This is a genomic window from Streptomyces sp. LS1784 (assembly GCF_020103755.1).
Taxonomy (GTDB): domain Bacteria; phylum Actinomycetota; class Actinomycetes; order Streptomycetales; family Streptomycetaceae; genus Kitasatospora.
Genome location: NZ_JAHSQD010000896.1, coordinates 1 through 2,176 on the forward strand (window position 1 = coordinate 1; position 2,176 = coordinate 2,176).

Annotated in this window: 4 protein-coding genes; all 4 read right to left on the bottom strand. The window is 70.2% G+C overall.

Going from position 1 to position 2,176, the window contains the following annotated elements; genetic code table 11:
- Window positions 1-100: 100 nt before the first annotated feature.
- Window positions 101-259: a DUF6760 family protein gene (locus tag KS423_RS43945; RefSeq protein WP_181970396.1), complete on the bottom strand. Its 159-nt coding sequence runs from the start codon at window positions 257-259 to the stop codon at window positions 101-103.
- A complete protein-coding gene (locus tag KS423_RS43950; protein WP_224285288.1) occupies window positions 256-741 on the bottom strand; it encodes a hypothetical protein in 486 nt (161 codons plus the stop codon). Before KS423_RS43950 ends, KS423_RS43945 begins: the two co-directional genes overlap by 4 nt.
- Window positions 738-1,178, bottom strand: coding sequence for a phage tail protein (locus KS423_RS43955; RefSeq protein WP_218203532.1), 441 nt, complete (start codon window positions 1,176-1,178; stop codon window positions 738-740). The genes KS423_RS43950 and KS423_RS43955 overlap by 4 nt, the downstream gene beginning before the upstream one ends.
- Window positions 1,179-1,235: 57 nt before the next feature.
- A partial coding sequence (locus KS423_RS43960) for a phage tail sheath subtilisin-like domain-containing protein (RefSeq protein ID WP_224285289.1) occupies window positions 1,236-2,176 on the bottom strand: 941 nt, incomplete at its 5' end.

The window sequence follows — 2,176 nt, forward strand, 5'->3', positions numbered from 1 at the left end:
CCGGCATCACCGGAAGCACCGCCGGAACCACCGGCGCCACCGGTGCCCCCGGGCTCGCCGCCCCTCCGGCGGCCGATCCAGTCCCGAAGCCCCACCCCGCTCACCCGCCTTCGCTGATGCGGGTGTTGAGCCGAGCGATCTCCCTGACCCACTGCCCGCGTTCGCGGTGGGTCAGGTCGAGGATGTCCTCCCGCTGCCAATGGAAGTGGTAGGCGATGTACGCGATCTCCTCGTACAGCCGAGCAGGCGCGTACGTCACGATTCCCCCAGGCGCCCACCGGCGAGGTCGACCTCGAAGGCGCCGTCGCAGTGCGGGCAGGTCACCGCGGCGCGCGTGTGGCCTTCGCTGTTGATCCGCTGGTAGAGGTCCTGGAGGAAGGCCACGTCGGTGGCGTACATCCGCTCGACGACCCCGGCGTGCACGTCGGTGATGTCGCCCAGCCTGGTGATCACGTGGCTGAGCAGCACCACGCTGAGGTAGGCCGGGTTCTCCTTGACCCGCAGGTCGATCTGCGGCATCAGCTCGTCCCGGGCGGTGGCGAGGCGCATGGCGCCGTGCCGGTGCACGGTGCCCTCGTCGTCGACGTAGCCGAGCGGCAGCTCGAACTCGAACTCGGTGTGCGGCGCCCGCCCCCGGGGCTGCGCCGCTGCCGCTGCCGCCGGGGCCTGCTGCTGCGGCGCGGTGTTCTGCGGGGCCGGAGCCCGTTCCAGCAGCTCCTCCAGGCCGATCTTCCGCCTCACTCGACCGAGATCTCCTCGAACACGATGGTCACGGTCTCGGTCGCGGCGCTGGACTCGCCGGCGCTGAGGGTGGGGCCCTCCCAGCGGCTCGCCCAGGCGTTGATCAGCTGGATGCGCCGCAGGGTGGCACCGGTGGTGTCCTTGACCTCGATGGTGAGGTTCTGCCGCGCGGTGTTGATCGCCCCGTTGTTCAGGGTCTCCTTGATCCAGTCCGTGAACGCGCCGCTCTTGTCCAGGCCGCGGGTGATGGTCACCTCGCCGGGCAGCCGGGCGCCGGGCTGCTTGCGGACGATCAGTTTGCCCTCTTGGGTCACCTGCTTGTACTCGACGACGTCCTGTTCGACCGTCAGGTTGCTGATCTCCTTGACGGACTCGACGTTGTAGCCGCCGAGTTGGACGCCGAAGATATGTGTGGAGAGCGGATCGCCTTCAGCCATGGGTTTGTGTCACCTTCCGATGCGAGGGGTGCCGAGGGGTGGTGCCGACCGGGCCGGTCACTCGTTGACGAGGCTCGTGCTGTCGGAGAACTGGGACAGCCGGAACACCACGAACTCCGCGGGCTTCACCGGGGCGACGCCGATCTCGCAGACCACCTGGCCGAGGTCTATGGACTCCGGCGGGTTGTTGTCGCGGTCGCACTTGACGTAGAAGGCCTCGGCCGCGGTCTGGCCGAACAGCGCCCCGCGCCGCCACTCCTCGGTGAGGAACGCGGTGATGTTCCGGCGGATGCTGGACCACAGCCGGTCGTCGTTGGGTTCGAAGACCACCCACTGGGTCCCCAGGAGGATGGACTCCTCCAGGTAGTTGAAGAGCCGGCGCACGTTCAGGTAGCGCCACGCGGGGTCGGAGGACAGGGTGCGCGCGCCCCAGATCCGGATGCCGCGCCCGGGGAAGGCCCGTACGCAGTTGACGCCGATCGGGTTCAGCAGGTCCTGCTCGCCCTTGCTGAGGCGTATCTCCAGGTCCACCGCGCCGCGGATGACCTCGTTGGCGGGCGCCTTGTGCACGCCGCGCTCGGCGTCGCTGCGCGCCCACACCCCGGCGACGTGCCCGCTCGGCGGGACCAGCACGTTGCGGCCGCTCGCCGGGTCGAACACCTTGATCCACGGGTAGTAGAGCGCGGCGTAGCGGGAGTCGAAGCCCGCCTCGTCGTTTCGCCAGGTGCGCATCCGCTGGGCGTTGAGACCGGGCGGCGGATCCAGGACGGCGATCCGGTCGCCCATCTGCTCGCAGTGCGACATCACCGCCAGCTGGACGGTGCGCAGGCCCTCGTCGTCGAGGTCACCGCGCTGGTAGGCGCTCATCAGGTCGGGCACCGCGACCATGGTGATCTCGTCGATCGCCTCCAGGCCGCCGAAGCCGGTCCTGGCGGCGGCGTCGCCGACGTACTCGGCGGGGTCGAGCCGACCGGCCGGGGCCGCGGCCGGCGCGGGCG

What these genes read in the sequence shown, in the direction of transcription:
- KS423_RS43955 (WP_218203532.1), bottom strand. Translation starts at nt 1,178, where the DNA reads ATGGCTGAAGGCGATCCGCTCTCCACACATATCTTCGGCGTCCAACTC.